This window comes from Frankia sp. CeCAU1 (assembly GCF_977971845.1).
This window is the reverse complement of sequence record NZ_CDWWXA010000106.1, coordinates 1-16,981: the sequence shown is the minus strand read 5'-3', so window position 1 is coordinate 16,981 and position 16,981 is coordinate 1. Positions and strand designations below refer to the sequence as shown.

Sequence of the window (16,981 nt, the reverse complement as noted above, 5' to 3'; positions counted from 1 at the left end):
GGGATGTGGGGGTCTGCACGCCCGCCAGTCTCGCAGCCGGCTGCCCCCCGGGGGGGACGCATGCCCCGCCTTGCCGGGCCCGCGGGGTGGACCGGGTTCCTGGGTCGTCGGGACCGGCGGGAAAACCTCGTACAGTGCGGAACGTGGACGCTCTTGGACAGGTGGCGGCGTGGCCGGTCGAGACCGTCGCGGTCGTGGTGATGGGTCGGGAGGACGAGGCGGTCGGACCGGGTGCGGGGTCCGGGTGGCCGGGCGCAGCGGTGACCCCGCGGGTCCGGGAGGTGGCGCGGACCGGACCACTCGATCATCCCTTCCGGCTGGCCTCGGTGTCGAAGCTGCTCAGCGCCTATGCGGTCCTGATCGCCGTGGAGGAGGGCGCGATCGGGCTCGACGATCCCGCCGGACCCCCCAGGTCCACCGTGGCTCATCTGCTCGCCCACACCTCCGGGCTCGCGTTCTCGGGGACCCGCGTATTGGCCCCCCCGGGTACCCGTCGCATCTACTCCAACACCGGGTTCGAGCGACTGGGGGAGGCGCTGGAGAAGGCGACCAGCATCGCCTTCGCCGACTACCTCGCCCAGGCGGTCTTCGAGCCCCTCGGGATGCACGATGCCCGGCTGACGGGATCCCCGGCCTCCGGCGTGACGGCGACGCTTGCCGACATGCGACGCTTCGCTGCCGAGCTCCTCGCCCCGACGCTGATCACCTCCGCGACGTTCGCCACGGCCATCTCGGTCGCCTTTCCCGGACTTGCCGGCGTGCTGCCGGGTTTCGGCCAGCAGACCCGCAACGACTGGGGACTCGGCTTCGAGATCCGCGGCGACAAGCACCCGCACTGGACGGGCAGCTCCAACGCGCCGTCGACCTTCGGCCACTTCGGGCAGAGCGGGACCTTCCTGTGGGTGGATCCCGTCGCCCGCCTCGCATGTGTGACTCTTTGTGATCGTGATTTTGGCGAGTGGGCCCAGCGAGTCTGGCCACCGCTGGCGGACGCGATCCTGGCGCAGCCCCCCTCGTGGTCCGCAAACCGCTTGGCGTGACGTGCGAGAAAGGGCGGGTGCGGCGCGGCCGTCGGTGAGCATTTCCGGTCGGATGCCGGTTTTTCCCGAGGGTATTGTCAGCTTTTGGTCATGATCTGGAATCCGCATCCCCTTCCCATGGTCCGCGCGGGACGGCCGTGGCTCATGGGCCATGATGTCGGCATGCTTCCTCGGCGAGACCGATCCCGACGGCCGGTTCTTCACCCGGCGCAGGCAGGCATGTGGATACGCAGAGTAGCGATCGTCACTGCTTTCGTCGGGGAGCCGGTCCCGCATGACTGAGGGGGTGAACGGTCATACCGTCCAGGTTGTCCCGGCCGTTGATCCCGGTGGATCGGTCGATCCGTTCGGTTCCGCGGCTCGGGTGGACATCGGGGTGGCGATCGGCATCCCCGAGCCGTACCGCACAGAGCTTCAGGACTGGCGGGAGCGACTCGGCGACCCGAACGCAGCCCTCATCGTCCCGCACGTCACCCTGCTGGGTCCGACCTCCGTCGGGTTCGTGGAGCTGCCCATGATCGAGCGCCACCTCGCGCAGGCGGCGCGGACGAACTCCCCGTTCACCATCCGCCTGCGGGGATCCGGCACGTTCCGGCCGTTGTCTCCGGTCGTGTTCGTCGCCCTCGCCATGGGTATTCTCCGGTGCGAGAAACTGGCGGCGGTGGTACGGTCCGGTCCTCTCGACCGGCCGCTCAGCTTTGCCTACCATCCGCACGTCACCGTCGCGCACGATCTTGCCGAGGACGCGTTAGATCGCGCCTTTGATGCGCTCGCCGAATATCAGGCGCAGTTCGAGGTCAACGGGTTCGGGATGTACGAAAGAGGCGCCGACCTGCGCTGGCGGCAACTACGCTTCTTCCCGTTCGGTCGCCCTGAGCGTGGGCCGGAACCGGTGGGCGGCGGGAGGCGACGCGCCACACTCGGATCTCGGGAGTGAGCGCACGCCGTCGGGGGACAGTAACGAATGTGACGGGACCTCGTCAGGCGGTACGGGCCGGTGTCGGGACGGTTTCCGGTACCGCTGTGGCGGTACGCCGGAAACGTCCGTTTCTCGATCACCTCGTCCGGGCATATTCCCGCTACACAGCCGATGGCGGTGATCGTCTCGCGGCGTCGGCGACCTACTTCGCGTTCCTGTCATTCTTCCCGCTGATCGCGCTGGCCTTCGCGGTCACCGGCTTCGTCGTAGACGCGTACCCCGATGTGCAGGAGAGCCTGACCCGGCAGATCAACGACTATCTTCCGGGCTTGGCGGACAAGCTCGACGTCGCCTCGATTGGCAACGCCAAGGTCGGTGTGGGCATTATCGGTCTTGCCGGCCTCCTGCTCGCCGGACTCGCGTGGATCGGCGCGCTGCGGGACGCCATCCGTCTCGTATGGCACCAGGACATCGATGTCGGCAACATCATCACCCGGCGGCTGCGGGATGTCACGGTGCTCGCGGGACTGGGACTGACTCTGTTGGCCTCACTCGTCGTGACCAGCCTCTCGACCTCGGCCACCGGGTCATTCCTGAGCTGGATCGGATTGTCCGGCAGCACCGCCGCGGCCTGGGTGACCGGCCTACTGGCCCTGCTCATCGCCCTCGCGATCGACACCGCGGTTTTCCTCTATCTGTTCTGGCGGCTGCCGCAGCAGACCGACCGGGTGCGGACGGTCCGGGGTGCGGTGCTCGGCGCCGTCGGAGTCGAGATCCTCAAGATCGTCGGCACCTGGCTGGTCGGGCAGACCATGAGCAATCCGGTGTACGGTACGTTCGCGGTGATCGTCGGGTTGCTCATCTGGATCAACATTGTCATGCGATGGACGCTGTTCGTCGCTGCCTGGACCGTGACGGCGCCCTACAACTCCGACGTCTTCCCCTCCGGTTCGGCAGCCCGGCATACCGTCGCCGAGGCGGCCGACCACGCGGCGGCGGGGAGCGCGGGCGCGGCAGGCGCGGGATCCACGGGGCCGGGATCCACGGGGCCGGAGTCCTACCGGTCGAGCGGCTCGCCGAACCCGGAGGCCTCCCGCCGCCTGGTGCCCGGCTCCCAGAACGGCTCGACGCCGCTCGAGCCTGCTTCATCCGACCCGTCGTCGGCGAAGCCATCCTCGGCCGGACCGGTGCGGGTGGCGTCGGAGAGCAACCCGCGTGGCACGGTGCCCCTCCCCGCCCGGGTACGGGCACTTCTGCGCCGCCGCATACCCTCGGGGACATCCAGCAGATCGGACTGATCAGGTCCGGCCGCCGGCCGCAGCGTTACGGACACGTGTCCGTAACGCGGTGCGGGTGGCCGGCCCGACGGGCGCTCGACGTCCCGGAGGCCCGCCGCCGCGTGCCGCCGCCGGTGCTGGTGTCGGCGTACCCGGGCGGCCCGATGGGTGAGTGCGGTGAGCAGGCATGCTACGACGGTGCCGCCGATCGCGATCCAGGTTATCGGGCCGATGCCGCTGCCAGGATCGCCCGCGCGGGCGACTCCGTGCCGCGAGGAGGAAGAGGAGCGCGAGGAGGAAGAGGAGGATGTTGCCGCGCCGGCGGTCGGCGCGGCCCCTGGACCCGCCGGGCTGATGGAGGGCCGGTCTCCCGCGGGCCCGCTCGACGCCGCCGCCGTCGCCCCGGGGTTCGCGAGATACCCGACCGGGGTGACCGTGTTGGCGTGTGCGAAGCCCCAGTCGAGCAGCGCGCGTGCGTCCTTGCCGTAGGCGGGAGCCGTCCGCAACAGGGCGACGATGAGGGTGTGGCCGCCGCGGGTGGCCGCGCCGACGAACGTCGCGCCGGCCGCGACGGTGTAGCCGTTCTTCACCCCGATAGTCCCCTCGTAGGAACGCAGCAGGGCGTTGTGGTTCTGGATCTCGAAGCGGGTGCCCCCCCGGCCGGCGAGCGAGGCGCGCGGGATCGTCAGGTAGCCGCGCACCGTCGGGTTGTCCAACGCCGCCCGACCGAGCACGGCTAGGTCGTGCACACTGGTGACCTGGCCGGGACTGTCCAGTCCGGTCGGGTCACCGGCGACGGTGTCCGTTGCGCCGAGTGACCTGGCTAGAGCGTTCATCCGCTGCAGCACGGCGGGAGTTCCCCCGCTCGCCTGGACCAGGGCCATGGTCGCGTCGTTTCCGCTGGAGATCAGCATGGCGGTCGCCAGGTCACGGACGGTGTATCCGACCCCCGGCACGAGACCGACCTTCGTGCCGTCCACCCGAGGGGCGTTCTCGTCGACCGTCACGACCCGGTCCGGCGGCAGGCCGGGCAGCACGGTCAGCGCGGTCAGGATTTTCATCGTGCTGGCCGGGAGATCCTGGGCGTGTGGGCGGTAGGCGGCGAGGATGGCGCCGCTTCCCGCGTCCGCGACGAGCCACTCGGCTGCCGTGAGACCGGCCGGGGGAGCGGAGTCGGAAGCGGCGGTGGGTGCCGGTGCGGCGAGCGGGACGGTGGGCGGGACCGCGGGTGGAGCGCTGGCCGCAGCCGGCGGCCCGAGGCCGGCCGCGGGGGACGCGGCGGTACCCAGGCCGCTCGTGGGACCGGGAGTGGGTGCGGGGCCGGCCGCGGTCGCCGGAACGATCTTCAGGAACGGGGTGAGGATTGCGCCGAGGACCGCCACGGCCACCAGCGCCCGCCCGAGGCTTCCGCGGAGGCGACGCGGGTCATGCCGGGGCGGACAGGGGACACGCACCTGTCGAACGCTACTGGGTTGACCCGTTCCGCAGAAGGGTGGTTACGACCCGTGTCGCGAGTGGACGTTTCCTGGGTAGGAATCCACTGGTTGCGGCTTTCCCATTGAATGCCAGGAGGAGCCCGTATGGGCAGAGAGACTATGGTGCCCGTGCGTTGTAACTCCTCTGTTCTTGAGGTGCGTCGTCGCGCTGGCCTCCCGGGTGGGGTCGTCGAGCGTGGTCTCCGGGGTGGGACCGGTGGCGATGGTCGGCGTCGTCTTCCTGTCGGGACCGCCGTTTTCGCGGTTCCCGGTGCGGGTGGCATACCCGGTGTCCGTGGAGCGAGGGGGGATGCCTGCCGTGCTCACACCCGTGGTGTTCCTGCGCTTGTGGTGCTTGGGCCGCCGGGGGCGTTCCGGATTCCCGATGTTCGGCTTGCCCGTGGCGGGCAGGCCCTCGGTCTCGGGGTCGCTCGTTTCCCGGGGGCCACCACCGGCCGTGGGCGCCGGCCCGCCGTGCCGTGACGGCGATCGTGCGGCGGTCGGCTCCCGTTCATCCGACGCCGTCTGGGGCGGAACGTGAACCGCGTCCCGCACCAGACTCTCGATGTCGCCGCGAAGAGATTCGAGTTGGCCGGCCAGTTCGCCGCGCATGTACTGCCGGGTCGCCGCATCGCTCTGGGCAAGCCGGAGCGCGGCGATCTCACGCGCGAGAAACTCGGTGTCTTCCCGCATACGTACAGCGACCGCCCGATCCTCGGCCAGCGAGGCACGGTCACGGTCGTCCTGTCGGTTCTGGGCGAGCAGGATCAACGGCGCCGCGTAGGCGGCCTGAGTCGAGAAGGCCAGGTTCAGCAGGATGAAAGGGTAGGGATCCCACCGCAGCAGCGGTAGCGCGATGTTCAAGGCTATCCAGACGATCACGATACAGGTCTGAATGGCGAGGTAGCGCCCGGTTCCCAGGAACCGGGCGATGGCCTCCGCGAAGCGACTGACCGATTCCCGGTCCATGCCCCGGGGGATCAGTGTGACCCGGCCGGAGGCGGGCAGGTCGAGACGCTCGGTGCAGGCACCACGACGTCCCGCGGTCCGCGATGTTGGGATGCTCATGGAAGGTCCCCCTCCGCGCGCCCCAGCCACTGCCGGACAGCTGCGAGCGCGCATTCCTCGAGCAGGCCGCGGGCGGCATCGCCACGGCGACCTCTGGTCGATACGACTTCGATCGACCGCACCTGCTTGTGCACTGCTCGCGGCCCACGCGACTGCCGACCCGGACGGATCAGGGAAGCCCGGCCGGGACAGGATGGCTCCGTGCTACCGGCACGAACCGGTCGGGCCGGTAGAGCGGTGACCATCGTCTCCGAGGCGGAGACGCCGTCGCCGACGGCACGGCCGCACCGGACAGGAGGGCCGTGCGTCCGAACAGGCCGGACTTCCGAACAGTGCCCCGGGCATCGTCTACCCGGGTTCCGTGGACGCGGGCCGGGCGCGACGGTGCGCGCTCATCGGCCCGGGATTCAGTGCTGGCTGACGTCCACGAGCAGGAAGCGGCCTTTACTGGAGCACCCGCCAGGACTCACAGCGGCCACCTCCTCGTGTTGGTCCTCCGTAGAGGATTTTTCGGGGGCTTGTCAAGGATAACCGCCGGAGCTGTTCCCTAACCCACCGGGGCACCCGTGATACCGGTCGCGGTGACGTCACCCGAAGCGGGGACTGTCAGTGGGCGGCGGGGCCGGGCGGGATACAGCGGCAGCAGCATCGGAACGAAGACCTTGACGGTCGGATCGTCGGTGACGGGTTTCGGCCCGCCCAGGACGAGGAATCCGTGGCGGGCGTAGAGGCGCCGCGCCGGACGGTTCCCGGGGACCACCCAGAGCTTCACCGCCTCCGCGCCCGCCTGGCGGGCCCAGTCGATCGCGGTGGCCAGGAGGGTGTCGGCGGCTCCGGTGCCCCGCGCCTCGGGAGCGACCCACATGGCGCCGAGTTCCCGTAACCAGGGACGGCCCACCGGGGTGAAGCCCTGCACCATCCCGGCGGCCTCGCCAGCCACGGCGACGATGGCCACCAGATCGGCGGACGAGTCGGCCCCGGCGCGGGCGCGGGCGTCCCACTCCTCGGCGGGCAGCGCGCTCGCCTCGGCCAGGGTCTGCCAGAACGCCGAAGGAGCATCGGCGAGCGCGGCAAGACGCAGCCTTCGCAACAGCATTCCCTCGTCTGGTCCGATCCGGCGCCCCCGGATGTCGTCGGCCCCCAACACCGCTCCCTCCCTCCCGCCGTCTTGCCTGTCTTGCCTGTCTTGCCTGCCGACCTTGCCTGCCGACCTTGCCTGCCGACCTTGCCCGCCTCGCGGATCCCTTGCGCATCCTCCGTGTCAGTGCCGCCCGTGACCAGACCGTCGGCCGGGAGAGGTCGGTGTTGTGCGGGACAGGCCGGTGTTGCGCGTAATCGGTCCGGCCTTTACCGCAAAGTGCTCCCGGGCAGCGAGGGAAGCGCGGATACTGATCAAAGCGGCGGGACGGCGGAGGAGTCGCGCGAGATGATCTATCGTGGGTAGGCCCGTCTCGTTGATCGTGCGGCATGACGGGCCTTCGTGGTCGGCCTGGTCCCCGCAGTGCCCGGGGCTGGCGATGGCCCAGCCGTCCGCCGCGGAGCTGCGGGCCGCGTTGCCCGACGTCCTCGCGTGGTACTTCGGTGAGGCCACCGAGATCGATGCGCAGATCCACGTCGAGCGGAGGCTGTGCGGTGGCGTCGCCGTCCGGATCGCCCAGGATGCGCAACTGTGGGAACGTCAGCTGGTCGCCGACCGGCTGGGCGAGGCCTTGGCCGCCGGGGACCAGGCTGCGCGGCTGCGTGCGGCCCCGGGCAACGCGGCCGGCGAGGTGATCTATGTCTGCGCGCTGCAGTCGGACCGCGTCTCCTGGCTGACGGGCCAGCTGGAGGATGAGAACGACGCGGTCGTGGCCACCCTCCCGGTGGCCGAGACGATGCTGTGGACCATGCGGTTCGGAGCGGCCCGCAGCGGGGCCGGGGAATCGGTCCAGCCGCCCGCCTACCGTCCCGACACGACGTTCAGCGAGGTGATGCGGACCTTCGCCGGGCCGCTCCAGCACCTGCGGGCGTGAGCCGCGGGACGTCGAAGGCCATGGTCGTCGGATCGTGGTTCTTCGTCGGCCGGCCCCTCCGGGCCGGGTTGTCCGATCGACCTCGCAGCGCGACTGTCCGTGCCGTGGTCGCGATTCCCGCTGGGTGTGTCTTGCTTTACCAACTATGACGGAGCACGGAAGGGCCGTCGAGTCCGGTCCGGGCGAGGATGCCGCCGAAGTCGGTGTCGGCCGAGATCAGAATCCTTCGCTCGTCTCGCGCGAAGCCGAGGACGGTGATGTCGTCGGCCGCGCCGAGTCTGACGTCTCGAACATGGAGAACGTCGTGCCCAGCCTCGCGCAGGCCGGTCGCGAGAGTGTTCGACAGGTTGTTGTCGAGCAGGAAGCGCACGTTGGTCAGGCTGGGATGATCAGCGGAAGCTGCTGCTCGCGGACGGCTTCGGCGGCGAAGCGGAGTGCCTCGCGGATGTCGTCCATGTCAAGGTCCGGCAGTTCGGTGATGACCTCGGTGGCGGACGTGCCGTCCGCGATCATTCCGACGACCGTTGCTACCGGGATGCGCAACCCACGGATGCAGGGGACCCCGCCCATCTGTGCCGGGTTCACTGTGATGCGGGTGAAGTGCACGGGCCACCTCCTCTCGCGCTTCAGCATAAGGTGATCATGGTGGTCTTGAGGTGGTGGCCATGAGACAGGTCACGAGATCGCGGCAGCGTGGTGCTCGTGGGTTGTGTTCAGCTACACGCTGTGTGACGGGTCTCGGTCGGCTCGTCCGCGTGGCGCGGGTGCGAAGCTGGAGGGGTGACCCTCTCAAAGCGTGCGTCCTGGTTCTTGATCGCGGTGGGTGTGTGGACGTGGGCGATCTGGCCGAATTTGTAGAGCATTCATTTATGACCTAGGTATTCCAGCGAGTCGGGGGTGGCCTCGTGCCTCTCGTGTGTACTCGGGCCGTTGGAGATGGCTTCTGCTCGTATGGTCGACAGGGGACTGGTTGATCATGTCGAGGAGGCGGCGGTGAGCGCTTCGCCAGGTGTGGCAGGGACGGCTAGGCTGATCTCCATGGAGCGAGCGGCGCGGCTGACGGCTGTCGTCACGCACGAGGGTGACTGGTATGTGGCGCGGGCTTTGGAGGTCGAGGTGACCAGCCAGGGAGCCAGCGTCGAGGAGTCGCTGGCGAATCTTCGCGAGGCGCTGGAGCTGTACTTCGAGGACCAGCCGTTCCCCGTGACCGCCGCGGACGGTCCCATCGTCGCTCCGCTGGACATCCGCCTGTCGGCGTGACACCCGCGCTGCCTCGGATCTCCGGGGCGAAGGTGGTGAAGGCTCTGGGGCGTGCCGGCTTCGAGGAGGTCGCTACTCGTGGCTCGCACTGCAAGCTGCGGCACAAGGAGAGCGCTCGGGTTGTGATCGTGCCGCTCCACCGGGAGCTGGCGACGGGCACTCTCGCCTCTGTTCTGCGCCAGGCGCGCATCGAGGCGGAGGAGCTTAGGATGTTGCTCACCTGAGCCCGACGGGATCCCGGGTGCAAGCTGGAGGGGTGACCCTCTCAAAGCGTGCGTCCTGGTTCTTGATCGCAGTCGGCGTCTGGACGTGGGCCATCTGGCCAAATTTCCTGCGGAACGTGTGGAAGGATGATCGTTCCTGGGACGACGGCCCGACTGGCTTCTTCACGGTCCACCTGGTCCTGACTGTCGCTTCCCTCGCCATCGGCTCCGTCGTCGGCTGGCTGGGCATCCGCGGCGCACGCGCCGTCCGCCATGGCGATACCGGTGATGATGCCTCATCCAGGCGGCTGATCAATTCGGGTCGTTGACATGCCGAAAGCGGCGGTAGTCTTCGAAACCGCTCCGTGTCATGATCGGCTCTACGCCGTGTGATTCTCCTGGCGTTGGGAAACAGGGGCCGACCTGCGCGGGTGCTTCGCGTTGATCGTCGTGTGTGGTCGCACCGAGTCCCAATTGGGTGATTGAGCGCGTGGGCCCACTCCGGGGCGCGGAGCGGCGCATCCCGGAAAATCCGGGACACGCCCGACCAGTCCGGCGCCAGGGGTTCCCGCGCGACGCGGTGTCAGCCGACCTGCTCGGTGGGCCGCATGAGCAGTTCGTTGATCGCGACCCGCCGCGGCCGGGTGACGATGTAGGCGACGGCGTCCGCGATGTCCTCGGACTGCATCGGCTCGATGTCGGCGATGCGGCGCATGACGATATTCCGGATCTCCTCGCGGATATGGGACCTCAGCTCGGTCTCGACGGAGCCCGGTTCGACCACCGAGACGCGCACGTGCCGGGCGGTGACCTCTTGGCGCAGCGACTCGGTGAACGCGTTCACCCCGAACTTGGTGAGGTTGTAGATGCCGGCGCCCATGGTGGCGTGCCGTCCCGCCACCGAGCTGATGTTCACCAGGTCCGCGACCTGGCGGGGGCCGCCGTCCGCGGCAGTGAGCAGATGCGGCAGCGCCGCATGGGTGACGTACAGCAGGCCCTGCAGGTTCAGGGCCACCATCCGGTCCCACTCCTCGGTCGGCGCGTCGAGGATCGGCCCGGGCAGCATGATACCGGCGTTGTTGACGACGGTATCGAGCCGGCCGAGCTCCGCCACGGTGCGCTTCACCGCGTCGGCGGCCTGGGCCTGGTCGGTGATGTCCAGCGGGAGGGGGAGGGCGGTGCCGCCGGCGCCGGTGATGTCGGCGGCGAGGCGCTCGAGCCGGTCGCCGCGCCGCGCGACCAGCGCCATCGCGGCGCCGTGCCGGGCCAGCTCGCGGGCGGTCGCCTCACCGATGCCGCTGCTCGCACCGGTCACCAGGGCAACGGTGCCGTCCAGCCGTTCGCTCATGTGTACGCACTCCTGAGTCGTGGGCGAGTCGCCGGGTCAGTCAGCGTGGTCAGGCGCCCTACCTGGAGCGGCTGGAAGGGGGTGCCGCAGCCGGCCGCACGAACCGGTGGAACCCGGCGACAGGCACTGTCCGGTCATGCCGGGCGAAGCCTACCGTGATCGGGTATCTGCCGAGCCGTCACGGTGACTCCGTCCCGCTGTGACCTGGGACGATCCGATCTTGTCGGTGGCATCGGGTAGACACCTCTCATGGCAGCAGACGAGACGACCTCCGCGCTTCCGGGGGCTTCCGGCCCGGCGTCGCCGGTCGCGCATGCCCCGGATCGGGCGGAGGCCTGGCCGGGCCCGATGTTCCCGGCGGGCCCGATGTTCCCGGCGGGCCTGGCGGACCCGGCGGACCCGGCGGACCCGGGGCCCGGTGGGCTGCGGGAGCGCGCGGAGGAGCTGCTGCGGGCGCTTGCCGGGCCGGCCGCGGCGCTGCGCGAGGACCAGTGGCAGGCCATCGACGCGCTCGTGACCCACCGGCGCCGGGTGCTGCTCGTCCAGCGCACCGGTTGGGGCAAGTCGGCGGTGTACTTCCTCGCCACGGCACTGCTCCGCGGCGCAGCGGGACGCGCTGCTCCGACGGTGATCGTCTCCCCGTTGCTCGCGCTCATCCGCAACCAGGCGGCGGCCGCGGCGAGGCTGGGCATCCGCGCCGGCGAGATTCACTCCGGCAACGTGACCGAGTGGGACGAGGTCTACGCGGCGTTGCGGTCGGGCGAGCTCGACGTGCTGCTCGTCGGGCCGGAGCGGCTGAACAATCCGACCTTCCGGGACGACTACCTGCCCGAGCTCGCAGCCACCACCGGGTTGCTCGTCATCGACGAGGCGCACTGCATCTCCGACTGGGGGCACGACTTCCGGCCCGACTACCGGCGGCTGCGCACCCTCGTCGCCGAGCTGCGTCCGCGGGTCCCGGTGCTGGCCACGACGGCCACCGCCAACACCCGCGTGGTCGAGGACGTCAGTGAGCAGCTCGGAACCTCCGCTCCCGCCGGCCCGGCGTCCGCCGGGACGTTGGTGCTACGCGGGAGTCTCGATCGGGAGAGCCTGCGGCTCGCGGTCGTGTCGCTGCCGCAGGCCGAGCACCGGTTCGGCTGGCTCGCCGACCATCTCGGCGAGCTGCCCGGATCGGGGATCGTCTACACGCTGACGAAGGCGGCGGCGGAGGAGCTGACCATCTTTCTGCGCGGTCAGGGTCATGCCGTCGCCACCTATCACGGTGGCATCGAGGCGGCCGAGCGCATCGTCGCCGAGGAGGATCTGCTCGCGAACCGGGTCAAGGCGCTGATCGCCACCAGCGCGCTCGGAATGGGCTTCGACAAGCCGGACCTCGGCTTCGTCGTCCACCTCGGAGCTCCGTCGTCGCCGATCTCCTACTACCAGCAGATCGGCCGGGCCGGCCGGGCGCTCGACACGGCCGAGGTCGTGCTCCTCCCGGCGGCTGAGGACCGGGACATCTGGCGCTACTTCGCGGACACCTCTTTTCCGCCGGAGCACGTCGTCCGCCGGGTGCTCGGAGTGCTCGCGGGCGCCGATCGGCCGCTGTCGACCCAGGCGTTGCTCGCGTCCGTCGACCTCGGTCCCAGCCGACTCGACCAGATGCTGAAGGTCCTCGACACCGACGGGACGGTCCGGCGAGTCAGGGGCGGCTGGGTGAGTACCGGTGAGCCCTGGTCGTACGACGAGGAGCGTTACCGGCGTGTCGCCGCGGCGCGGTCTCGGGAGCAGCAGGCGATGCTCGACTACATCGTGGCGACCGGCTGCCGGATGGAGTTCCTGCGCCGGCAGCTCGACGATCCCCACGCGGCGGCCTGCCGGCGGTGTGACCGGTGCACCGGTCGGTCGTGGTCGTCCGCGGTCTCGGAGTCCTCGCGGACGCGGGCCCGGGATGAGCTGCACCGGGCGGGCGTCCCGGTCGAACCGCGGCGGATGTGGCCGACTGGGATGGGCCGGCTCGGGGTCGACCTGGCCGGGCGTATCCCGGCGTCGGCCGCTGCCGAGCCCGGGCGGGCGCTTGCCCGACTCAGCGATGTGGGCTGGGGCAACCGGCTGCGCCCGATGTTCACGTCTGCCACCCTCGCTGTGCCCGGCTCCGCTGTGCCCGGCTCCGCTGTGCCCGGCTCCGCTGTGCCCGGCTCCGCTGTGCCCGGCGCCCTCGACGGCCCGCTTCCCGGTGATCTCGTCGAGGCGGTGGTCGCAACGCTCGCCGGTTGGGGATGGCAGCGGCGGCCGGTGGCCGTCGTGTCGATCGCGTCCCGCAGCCGGCCCCGGCTCATCGCGAGCCTCGCCGAGCGCATTTCCACCATCGGACGCCTGCCGCTGCTGGGGCAGCTCGACCGGGTCGCCGACGGGCCGCACACCGGGCAGGTGCACAACAGCGCGCACCGGCTCGCCGGCCTGTGGGATGCGTTCACGGTCTCCCCGGCCCTTGCCGCCGCCCTGGGCGAGCTCGGCGGCCCGGTGCTGCTCGTCGATGATCGGATCGTCACCGGCTGGACGATGACGGTCGCCGCTCGCCTGCTCCGGCAGGCCGGAGCGCCGTCGGTGCTGCCGTTCGCGCTCGCGGTGGACACCGCATGACCGGCCGGGAGGAAGGCTCAGACGCGGCGGAACAACAGCGCCCGCTTGACTTCCTGGATGGCCTTGGTCACCTGGATGCCGCGTGGACAGGCGTCGGTGCAGTTGAAGGTGGTCCGGCAACGCCAGACCCCCTCGCGTTCGTTGAGGATCTCCAGGCGCTCGTCGGTACCGGAGTCACGGCTGTCGAAGATGAACCGGTGGGCCGCGACGATCGCCTGCGGGCCGAAGTAGTCGCCGTCGGTCCAGAACACCGGGCACGCGGTGGTGCACGCCGCGCACATGATGCACTTGGTCGTGTCGTCGAAGCGGGCCCGGTCCTCGGTGGACTGCAGCCGCTCGCGGGTCGGCTCGTGGTCGTCCGTGATCAGGTAGGGCTTCACTGCCCGGAACGCGTCGAAGAACGGTTCCATGTCGACGATGAGGTCCTTCTCCACCGGCAGACCTTTGATCGGTTCGATGGTGATCTCCGAGCCGAGGTCCTTCACCAGCACCTTGCAGGCGAGGCGGTTGGCGCCGTTGACCCGCATCGCATCCGAGCCGCACACCCCGTGCGCGCAGGACCGGCGGAAGGCGAGCGTCCCGTCGAGGTTCCACTTGACCCACATGATTGCGTCGAGCAGCCGGTCGCTCGGATCGAACGGCACCTGGTAGCTCTCCCAGTGCGCCTCGTCGACCGTCTCCGGGTCGTAGCGACGGATCTTGAGGGTGACTGTCATCAGTACTTGCGCTCCATCGGCTGGTAGCGGGTCATGACAACCGGCTTGTAGTCCAGGCGGATCTCCGCCTCCGGCGAGGCGGCCACCAGCGGCCCCGACCGGTAGGCCATCGTGTGGCGCATGAAGTTGACGTCGTCCCGGTTCGGGTAGTCCTCACGGGAGTGGCCGCCGCGGGACTCGTTGCGGGCCAGCGCCCCGACGACCAGGACCTCGGCGAGGTCCAGCAGGAAGCCGAGCTCCACCGCTTCGAGTAGTTCGGTGTTGTAGCGACGCCCCCGGTCGGACACGCCCACCCGCTGGTAACGCGTCTTGAGGCCGGAGATGTCGCTCAGTGCCTGCTTGAGCGTCGCCTCCGTCCGGTACACCGAGGCCTTGACGTCCATCGACTCCTGTAGTTCGCGCCGGATCGCGGCCGCGTTCTCGGTTCCGGCGCCCGCGCGCAGGCGCCCGAGCAGGTCCTCGACGAACGACGCCGGGTTCTCCGGGAGGTCGACGTGCTGTGCGTTCGCGTTCGCGTACGCGGCGGCGGCGATGCCAGCCCGCCGGCCGAATACGTTGATGTCGAGCAGCGAGTTGGTGCCCAGCCGGTTCGCGCCATGCACGGACACGCACGCCACCTCGCCTGCCGCGTACAGACCGGGCACGACCGTGTCGTTGTCCGCGAGCACCTGCGCGTCCACGTTGGTCGGGATGCCGCCCATCGCGTAGTGCGCCGTCGGCTGGATCGGGATCGGGTCGTTGTACGGTTCGATGCCGAGATAGGTCCGAGCGAACTCGGTGATGTCGGGCAGCTTTGCGTCGAGGTGCTCCGGCGGCAGGTGGGTGAGGTCAAGGTAGACGTGGTCGGCGTCCGGGCCGCAGCCGCGGCCGGCACGGATCTCGGTGTAGATGGCGCGAGCCACCATGTCGCGTGGCGCAAGGTCCTTGATGGTCGGGGCGTAGCGCTCCATGAAGCGTTCGCCGTCCTTGTTGCGTAGGATTCCGCCCTCGCCGCGGGCACCCTCGGTGAGGAGAATCCCCATCTTCCAGATGCCGGTCGGATGAAACTGGAAGAACTCCATGTCCTCCAGCGGGATGCCCCGCCGGAACGCCAGACCCATTCCGTCACCGGTCAGCGTGTGCGCGTTGGAGGTGACCTTGAAGACCTTGCCGAAACCGCCGGTGGCGAACACCACCGACTTGGCCTGGAAGATGTGGATCTCTCCGGTCTTCAGCTCGTAGGCGACCACCCCGGCCGCCGCGCCCTTCTGTAGTAGCAGGTCGAGGACGTAGAACTCGTTGAAGAACTCGATGTCGTGCTTGACGCACTGCTGGTACAGCGTCTGCAGGATCATGTGCCCGGTGCGGTCCGCCGCGTAGCAGGAGCGGCGCACCGGGGCCTTGCCGTGGTCGCGGGTATGGCCGCCGAACCGGCGCTGGTCGATGCGACCCTCGGGCGTCCGGTTGAACGGCAGCCCCATCTTCTCCAGGGCGAGGACAGCGTCGATGGCCTCCTTCGCCATGATTTCCGCGGCATCCTGGTCGACCAGGTAGTCACCGCCCTTGATCGTGTCGAAGGTGTGCCACTCCCAGTTGTCCTCCTCGACGTTGGCCAGGGCGGCACACATGCCGCCCTGCGCCGCGCCGGTGTGCGAGCGGGTGGGATAGAGCTTGGTGAGCACGGCGGTCCGGCAGCGGGTGCCCGCCTCGATGGCGGCACGCATGCCGGCTCCACCCGCACCGACGATGACTGCGTCGTACCTGTGGACCTGCACGCCTACCTCCATCCGTCCGATGCTGGGGTCACGGGATCACCGGCGCGTTCAGATGTCGGGATCGAAGGTGAAGATGACGAGGGTGCCGAGGGCGACGACCAGGAACGCCGAGGTATAGAGCAGCGTCTTCAGCCAGAACCGGGTCTGGGGCCGCCCGGCGTAGTCGTTGATGATCGTGCGCAGGCCGTTGGTGCCGTGCAGCTCCGCCAGGAGCAGCATCACCAGGTCCCAGGTGCGCCAGAACGGTGACGCCCAGCGGCCGGCGACGAACCCGAAGTTCACCCGCTGCACCCCGTCGTCGAGGATGTTCATGATGAACAGGTGACCGAGTACCAGAAAGAACAACAGCAGGCCGCTGACCCGCATGAATACCCAGGCGTAGAGCTCGAAGTTGGTGCGCGCCTTGGCGCTGCCCGGCTTCCCCCGTCGGCGGGAGAGCCCGGGGGTGCGGGGCGCGACGAGCTCCGGCGCGCGCGGGCCCGCCGGGCCACCGGGGGGAGCGGTCGTCATCAGGTCGTGCTCCCGAACAACGTCTCGAAGGTGTGCAGCAGCATTCGGGAGGCGGCCGCAACCAGCAGCACGACGAAGATGACGAGCTCGACGTACAGCATCTGCTTCTGGTATCTCGGGCCGGACTCCCAGAAGTCGATCAACATGATCCGGATGCCGTTGAGGGCGTGGTACAGCACCGCCGCGACCAGGCCGACCTCGAGCAGGTTGACGATCGGGCTCTTGTAGACCTCGATCACCTCGTTGTACGACGTGGGGGAGACCCGGACGAGAGCGGTGTCGAGCACGTGGGCGAAGAGGAAGAAGAAGACCAGGACACCGGTGATCCGGTGGGCCACCCAGGACCACATACCCTCTCGACCGCGGTACAGCGTGCCCGCTGGTGCCTTCGGCAATGAAAGCTCCTCCGGATCGGCCCAGCCGATGGGCCGGAAAGGTCATGTCTGGGGGCGCTCTGGCGACCCGACACATCGTCGAGACGATGGCGCATCTCACCCAGATGCTAGTGCCGGGCCTGGTGGAGGGCATGTTCGGGCCGGGCGCGTCCGGGTGAACTCGGCCACAGGCGGCACTGGGACGCCCCCCGGTTCCGGCGCCGTCCGGTGCCGGCCCGCTCCCCGAGCCGTCCCTCGACCGGGTCGTCAGGGAACGAAGGTGGTGGTTCCGGTCGGCGCCGGTGCCGTCGTCGAAACGACGGGCGGCGTTGTGCCCCCTGGAGAGGCTGGCGCCGTCCGGCTCGGCGAGGGGGTGACCCTGGGGGGTGGTGTCTGGGTC

At 69.7% G+C, this 16,981-nt stretch carries 18 protein-coding genes and 1 pseudogene; 9 read left to right on the top strand and 10 right to left on the bottom strand.

What is annotated here, in order from left to right; genetic code table 11:
* The first annotated feature begins 143 nt into the window (after positions 1–143).
* From AC08OO_RS17140 to AC08OO_RS17130, 3 genes are all read left to right on the top strand, one after another.
* A complete protein-coding gene (locus tag AC08OO_RS17140) occupies positions 144–1,040 on the top strand; it encodes a serine hydrolase domain-containing protein (protein ID WP_476610295.1) in 897 nt (298 codons plus the stop codon).
* Positions 1,041–1,314: 274 nt separating this feature from the next.
* Positions 1,315–1,977 carry a 2'-5' RNA ligase family protein gene (locus AC08OO_RS17135; protein ID WP_476610296.1) on the top strand — a complete coding sequence of 221 codons (663 nt, stop codon included), beginning with the start codon at positions 1,315–1,317 and terminating at the stop codon, positions 1,975–1,977.
* Positions 1,978–2,006: 29 nt separating this feature from the next.
* The gene (locus AC08OO_RS17130; RefSeq protein WP_476610297.1) at positions 2,007–3,257 is read left to right on the top strand and encodes a YihY/virulence factor BrkB family protein; all 1,251 of its coding nucleotides are present in this window, start codon (positions 2,007–2,009) and stop codon (positions 3,255–3,257) included.
* A gap of 542 nt (positions 3,258–3,799) precedes the next feature.
* Here AC08OO_RS17130 and AC08OO_RS17125 read toward each other — a convergent pair.
* The 3 genes and pseudogenes from AC08OO_RS17125 to AC08OO_RS17115 form a co-directional block, all read right to left on the bottom strand.
* Positions 3,800–4,618, bottom strand: a pseudogene (locus tag AC08OO_RS17125) (D-alanyl-D-alanine carboxypeptidase family protein); the annotation flags it as partial.
* Between the two features lie 114 nt (positions 4,619–4,732).
* The gene (locus AC08OO_RS17120; RefSeq protein ID WP_476610298.1) at positions 4,733–5,779 is read right to left on the bottom strand and encodes a DUF1003 domain-containing protein; all 1,047 of its coding nucleotides are present in this window, start codon (positions 5,777–5,779) and stop codon (positions 4,733–4,735) included.
* 547 nt (positions 5,780–6,326) lie between these two features.
* Positions 6,327–6,926 carry a GNAT family N-acetyltransferase gene (locus AC08OO_RS17115; protein WP_476610299.1) on the bottom strand — a complete coding sequence of 200 codons (600 nt, stop codon included), beginning with the start codon at positions 6,924–6,926 and terminating at the stop codon, positions 6,327–6,329.
* A 289-nt stretch (positions 6,927–7,215) separates the two neighbouring features.
* Between AC08OO_RS17115 and AC08OO_RS17110 the strand changes: the two genes are divergently transcribed.
* A complete protein-coding gene (locus tag AC08OO_RS17110; RefSeq protein WP_023839759.1) occupies positions 7,216–7,791 on the top strand; it encodes a hypothetical protein in 576 nt (191 codons plus the stop codon).
* 136 nt (positions 7,792–7,927) lie between these two features.
* Here the strand turns inward: AC08OO_RS17110 and AC08OO_RS17105 are convergent, their stop codons facing one another.
* Entirely contained in the window at positions 7,928–8,161 is a 234-nt protein-coding gene (locus tag AC08OO_RS17105) for a DUF5615 family PIN-like protein (protein WP_476610300.1), read from the bottom strand.
* A 5-nt stretch (positions 8,162–8,166) separates the two neighbouring features.
* Positions 8,167–8,397, bottom strand: a complete 231-nt coding sequence (locus AC08OO_RS17100; protein ID WP_476610301.1) for a DUF433 domain-containing protein — start codon at positions 8,395–8,397, stop codon at positions 8,167–8,169.
* A gap of 174 nt (positions 8,398–8,571) precedes the next feature.
* On the opposite strand from AC08OO_RS17100, the gene AC08OO_RS17095 reads away from it, so the two are divergent.
* The 4 genes from AC08OO_RS17095 (at position 8,572) to AC08OO_RS17080 (ending at position 9,583) form a co-directional block, all read left to right on the top strand.
* Entirely contained in the window at positions 8,572–8,649 is a 78-nt protein-coding gene (locus tag AC08OO_RS17095; protein WP_476610303.1) for a hypothetical protein, read from the top strand.
* A 135-nt stretch (positions 8,650–8,784) separates the two neighbouring features.
* A complete protein-coding gene (locus AC08OO_RS17090) occupies positions 8,785–9,051 on the top strand; it encodes a type II toxin-antitoxin system HicB family antitoxin (protein WP_011435123.1) in 267 nt (88 codons plus the stop codon).
* The gene (locus tag AC08OO_RS17085; protein ID WP_476607156.1) at positions 9,048–9,275 is read left to right on the top strand and encodes a type II toxin-antitoxin system HicA family toxin; all 228 of its coding nucleotides are present in this window, start codon (positions 9,048–9,050) and stop codon (positions 9,273–9,275) included. Before AC08OO_RS17090 ends, AC08OO_RS17085 begins: the two co-directional genes overlap by 4 nt.
* Before the next feature lie 32 nt (positions 9,276–9,307).
* Positions 9,308–9,583 carry an SCO4848 family membrane protein gene (locus AC08OO_RS17080; RefSeq protein ID WP_011435128.1) on the top strand — a complete coding sequence of 92 codons (276 nt, stop codon included), beginning with the start codon at positions 9,308–9,310 and terminating at the stop codon, positions 9,581–9,583.
* Positions 9,584–9,837: 254 nt separating this feature from the next.
* Here the strand turns inward: AC08OO_RS17080 and AC08OO_RS17075 are convergent, their stop codons facing one another.
* Positions 9,838–10,602 (bottom strand): SDR family NAD(P)-dependent oxidoreductase, encoded by a 765-nt coding sequence (locus AC08OO_RS17075; RefSeq protein WP_011435129.1) that lies wholly within the window; start codon positions 10,600–10,602, stop codon positions 9,838–9,840.
* Positions 10,603–10,968: 366 nt separating this feature from the next.
* Between AC08OO_RS17075 and AC08OO_RS17070 the strand changes: the two genes are divergently transcribed.
* The gene (locus AC08OO_RS17070; RefSeq protein ID WP_476610304.1) at positions 10,969–13,227 is read left to right on the top strand and encodes a DEAD/DEAH box helicase; all 2,259 of its coding nucleotides are present in this window, start codon (positions 10,969–10,971) and stop codon (positions 13,225–13,227) included.
* Positions 13,228–13,244: 17 nt separating this feature from the next.
* Here AC08OO_RS17070 and AC08OO_RS17065 read toward each other — a convergent pair whose 3' ends face one another.
* The 4 genes from AC08OO_RS17065 to sdhC are packed head-to-tail and all read right to left on the bottom strand — an operon-like array spanning position 13,245 to position 16,602.
* Complete coding sequence (locus tag AC08OO_RS17065; RefSeq protein ID WP_011435131.1) at positions 13,245–13,943, bottom strand: succinate dehydrogenase iron-sulfur subunit; 699 nt, start codon at positions 13,941–13,943, stop codon at positions 13,245–13,247.
* Entirely contained in the window at positions 13,943–15,697 is a 1,755-nt protein-coding gene (gene sdhA / locus AC08OO_RS17060) for a succinate dehydrogenase flavoprotein subunit (protein WP_476610302.1), read from the bottom strand. The genes AC08OO_RS17065 and sdhA overlap by 1 nt, the downstream gene beginning before the upstream one ends.
* A 48-nt stretch (positions 15,698–15,745) precedes the next feature.
* A complete protein-coding gene (locus AC08OO_RS17055; RefSeq protein ID WP_476607154.1) occupies positions 15,746–16,207 on the bottom strand; it encodes a succinate dehydrogenase hydrophobic membrane anchor subunit in 462 nt (153 codons plus the stop codon).
* Positions 16,207–16,602: a succinate dehydrogenase, cytochrome b556 subunit gene (gene sdhC, locus AC08OO_RS17050; RefSeq protein ID WP_011435134.1), complete on the bottom strand. Its 396-nt coding sequence runs from the start codon at positions 16,600–16,602 to the stop codon at positions 16,207–16,209. The genes AC08OO_RS17055 and sdhC overlap by 1 nt, the downstream gene beginning before the upstream one ends.
* Positions 16,603–16,981 lie beyond the last annotated feature (379 nt).